The 4,542-nt window shown below is 59.5% G+C and carries 3 protein-coding genes; 1 reads left to right on the top strand and 2 read right to left on the bottom strand.

All coding sequences use genetic code 11. The annotated features are described in order from the left end of the window. Positions 1–8: 8 nt before the first annotated feature. A complete protein-coding gene (locus tag ACSLE4_RS13890; protein WP_435905027.1) occupies positions 9–1,169 on the bottom strand; it encodes an IS30 family transposase in 1,161 nt (386 codons plus the stop codon). A gap of 111 nt (positions 1,170–1,280) precedes the next feature. Next, a complete protein-coding gene (locus ACSLE4_RS13895) occupies positions 1,281–3,218 on the bottom strand; it encodes a putative bifunctional diguanylate cyclase/phosphodiesterase (protein WP_435905028.1) in 1,938 nt (645 codons plus the stop codon). A gap of 459 nt (positions 3,219–3,677) precedes the next feature. Between ACSLE4_RS13895 and ACSLE4_RS13900 the strand changes: the two genes are divergently transcribed. Further along, positions 3,678–4,505 carry a DUF1013 domain-containing protein gene (locus ACSLE4_RS13900; RefSeq protein ID WP_435905029.1) on the top strand — a complete coding sequence of 276 codons (828 nt, stop codon included), beginning with the start codon at positions 3,678–3,680 and terminating at the stop codon, positions 4,503–4,505. The last annotated feature ends 37 nt before the right edge of the window (positions 4,506–4,542 follow it).

Below are 4,542 nucleotides of genomic sequence, written 5' to 3' on the forward strand. Positions count from 1 at the left end.
TTGCCGATTCAACCGATCGCCGCAACACACTCGGAGAACTTCTCCGCTGGTGAGTGATACTGCAACGTCTTTCTTGGTCGCTCGTTAAGCTCGCGCGCCACGGCGTTCAGTTTGGCTTGGCTGTGCACGGACAGGTCGGTGCCCTTCGGGAAGTACTGGCGCAGAAGACGGTTGGTGTTCTCGTTAGTGCCGCGCTGCCAGGGACTGTGAGGGTCGCAGAAGTACACCTCAAGGTCGGTGGCCAGCGTCAGGCGCTTGTGGTCGGCGAGCTCCTTGCCCCGGTCCCAGGTCAGCGACCTGCGCAGTTCCCGCGGCAGGTGCTGCACTTGTCTCACGAGCGCGGCCACGACGCTGGCGGTGTCCTTGTTCGCAACTTTGGCGAGGAGCACGTAGCGGGAACGGCGCTCGACCAGCGTGGCGACATAGCTGTTCCGGGAGCCTGCGATCAGGTCGCCTTCCCAGTGGCCGGGGATGGCGCGGTCCTCCACAGCAGCGGGCCGTTCCCGGATTGAGATCGCGTCCTTGATCTGGCCGAGCCCGTCGCACTTCAAGCTGGCGTGCCGGGAGCGGCGGATTGCGCGGGTCGCCCGCAGATGGGCCAGCAGTTCTTTCTTCAGCACGCCGCGCGTCTGGACGAACAGGCTTCGATAAATAGTCTCATGGGACACGCGGCGGTGCTCGTCGTCAGGATGTTCACGCTTCAGCCAGCCTGCGATCTGCTGCGGCGACCACTTGCGCTCAAGCCTGCCCGATACTGTCCGGCAGAGCGCCGGGCGACAAGCGAGCTTGCAGGGCTTGGGGCGACGTGTGCGATCCCAAGCCGCCTGGTCCGACCGCGCAGCCCGGTAGCCTGCACGGCCTCCATTGCGCTGCACCTCGCGGCTGATCGTCGATGGCACGCGTCGCAACTGACGGGCAATCGTTCGAAGAGACAGCTGTGCCCTCAGCCCTCGGGAGATCTCCTCGCGTTCGGCAAGCGTCAGCGCCAAACGAGACCTTCGCCGCTCCGGCGGTCGGACCCCGCCGGTCCTGGCCAACAAAGGATAAATCGACGAGGAGTTGCGATCGAACAGCCGCCCGATCGAACTCATCGACTCACCGCACTGCCAGCGATCCCAAATCTCCGCCTTCTGCTTCTCCGTGAAATAGATCCGTCCGCGATAGCCCATCCTGAACACTCCATCTTTCCTCAAAGATTGAAGTGTTGCGGCCACCCTTTGAACCCGCCGCCAATAGCTGACGCGCTTATCTATTCTGCTAACAGACGCTTATCCCAAGCCTCATGCTATTAGCCGGCTCTCGTTGTCACGAAAGTAATGTTCTGTCTCAGCCGCGGGGTGAGGCTTAGCAAAAAAGTATCCCTGGCCGACGACGCAACCGATCTGAAGAAGAAGGTCGCAGGTTATTCTGTCTTCGATTCCTTCGGCTACCGTCTCCATCTTTAGCGCGCGGGCCAGCCGCACAATCGCCTTGACCATCTGAACTTCGTCGGCGTTCGACGACAAGTCATGTATGAACGACCGATCAATCTTCAGTCTGTCGAATCGGAACTCACGGAGATAGCGGACACCGGCATAGCCTGCACCAAAGTCATCCAATGCGACCCGCACATCGAGGCGTTTTAACTCTGTTAGGATGCCGACCGCTGTACTCATATTTTCGACAAGTGCATTCTCCGTGATTTCGATTTCTAGCCGCTTGGCCGGGAACGATGCTTCACTGGTGATCGTCAGAATGTGGCCAACAAGAGAGGTATCCGCCAATTGGACGGGCGACAGATTCAATGACAAGGTGACATGGTCGGGCCAGCCTTTTGCATCCCTTACGGCTTGACCGAGCAAGCTGTAAGTCATCTCTCCGATAGTGCCGGTACCCTCGGCGACAGGGATAAGGACGCTCGGCGGCAGCAGGCCCTTAGTCGGATGCTGCCAACGCGCAAGCGCCTCAAAGCCGATTACCCGACCGGAGCGCATGTCGACAAGAGGCTGGTAGTAAGGAACGATCTCGCCAGACTTAATGGCACCTTCAATCTCGGACTCAAGTTCGACGCGATTGAAAAGTTCTTGCTCCATTTGTTTTTCAAAGCGGTGGTAACAACCACGGCCCTTCATTTTGGCCGCACTTAAGGCCATGTCTGCGCGCCGAAAAGTGGCTTCCACTAAGGAGCCATCTTGGACAGCAAGTGGATTCGAGTCGCCGTCTACTATGCAAACTGTGTACCCGATGCTGATCCCAATATTGAGCCTAAGGTTGGCAAGCTTAATTGGCACTTGCACTTCGTCTAGGATCTGCTGCGCAAATTCGGTGAGAACGATTTCGTCATCCGTGAACGGCAGGAGGATGCCAAACTCATCGCCACCGAGTCGAGCGACTACGCCGCGATCCGCAAGCCTACTGAGGCGCTGTGCAACAACCTTGAGCACTTCGTCGCCAACTCTGTGACCAAAGCAATCGTTCACTTGCTTGAAGCAATCGACGTCCAATATGAAGACCGCGATTTTTTGGTAGTCTCTTTGCGACTCCTTATAGGCGCGTTTTTCCTCGATAAATTGCCACCTATTTGCAAGCCCGGTGAGCGAGTCATGAGTCGCCATCCACTTCAGTTGTTGCTCTGAAGCAGCAAAGGCTTCGCTGGAGGCGCTTAAAGTGCCGATCATGTGCCACCACAATAAAACGAGGCTCCCGGTAACAGCAGCAAAAATCCCAAAGGTTAGCCAGCGAGACAACGCCTTGAGGTCTTCCCATTCGCTTCTGGCCGCGCCTAATATACGAGCGCGTAACGACAAAACGCTCTCCGCAAGGATGCCCTTCTGGAATCTGTAGTCTGCATTTTCGAAAACAGACTGGGTGCCGGCTACGTCTCCCGTTTGCAGATCCTGAAAGGCGCGGCGCTCCATTTTCACCAGCCGATCATTAGCAGCACTCACCTCCTGAATGTGGCGCTCTACTTCGTCCGGGGCTAGTTCCTTAGCCCTGTCAAGTGCTAAATCGATCTGCGCTAGAGCTTGCTCATAGCGAGTAAGCCAGTTCGGGTCCTGCGTCGCGGCCGCCATCCGGGCTGCATTCGTCGCCCGTTCGTCACCGAGGAGAATACTATCGGCGACGGTAGTCGCCTCCTGTAACAGCTCCGCGGCATCGATGAGATGGGAGCGAAGGAGCAAGCGCTCGCTCGCCAAGAGACCGATGCCGACCAGGACAACGCTGAAAACCAGTCCCATGGCACGGCGCGCAACGCGGACTGTTGATTCAACACTGCCCGCGTCGCTAGCATCCTCTCCTGAAGAGGCGGAATGCTTTACTAGATTTGTCATGTTTGCCTATGGACCGCCTCCAAAAGGCTAGGCCAAATGCGCTTAAGAATGCATAAACCCATCCTTGGCACTTAGGCTCGTTTGATTGAGCCTCGTGTGGCCGTACCGCTGAAGTCTGCTGTCAAAACCGGACGCTTTACCCAGCACTCAGCTCTGACCCCCGAAGCTCATAAGCGCATCGACGATCCGGCCCACGTGGGCAAGAGCGTGCTGAAGGTCGGGACCTAAAAAGCCCCCAAGAGCCAATTGCCTAGAGAGGCCTCTGCCCCTATATAGGGCCCATTCCCCTCAATTGGTTCGTTTGGCTCTTTCGCCGGAGGGGGCGAGAGAGAGGCGCTACCCCTTTACGTAAGGTTCGAGATGCTCATGACCCGCACCCCGTTGATGCCCAAGGCGACCGCCGTCTGGCTCGTCGACAACACCTCCCTCACCTTCGAGCAGATTGCCGAGTTCTGCGGCCTGCATGTGCTCGAGGTGAAGGGCATCGCCGACGGCGACGTGGCTCACGGCATCAAGGGCATGGACCCCATCTCCTCCGGCCAGCTCTCCCGCGAGGAGATCGCCGCCGCCGAGGAGGATTCCAAGCACCGTCTGAAGCTCCTGGAGCCCAAGGTCGAGGTGCCCGAGGTCAAGACCAAGCGCGGCCCCCGCTACACCCCCGTGTCGCGCCGCCAGGACCGGCCGAACGCCATCCTGTGGCTGCTGCGCAACCACCCCGAACTCAAGGACAGCCAGGTCATGCGGCTCGTGGGCACCACGAAGCCCACCATCCTCGCCATCCGCGAGCGTACCCACTGGAATTCGCCGAACCTCCTGGCGCAGGATCCAGTGACGCTCGGCCTGTGCTCGCAAATCGATCTCGACGCCGCCGTGAAGCGGGCCGCCGCGCGGCTTGAGCGCGAGCAGAAGAAGGCCACCAAAGCAGCCGTCAAGGCGGGAACCTTGCTCCCCACCGAGGAGACCATCGGCACGGCGGAGCCCGCGGGCGAGGCCGAGCCGGAGGCGCCGCAAGCCAATGACAACGACATGGCTTCGTCGCTGGCGCAGGAGGCCCGCGACGCCATGGCGGCGCCGGATGAAGAGGAAGAGGCTCCCGACGCCGACTCCGTGTTCGCCAAGCTGAAGGACCCGAAGCCCGAAGCCGAGGCCGAAAGCGATGCGGAGAGCTCCCACAAGGACACGCCCTCGGAATAAGGGCTCGTGCGACTTGTTTTTCCCTCCCCCTGCAGGG

The sequence above is a fragment of the Methyloceanibacter sp. genome (genome assembly GCF_051306395.1).
Classification (GTDB): domain Bacteria; phylum Pseudomonadota; class Alphaproteobacteria; order Rhizobiales; family Methyloligellaceae; genus Methyloceanibacter.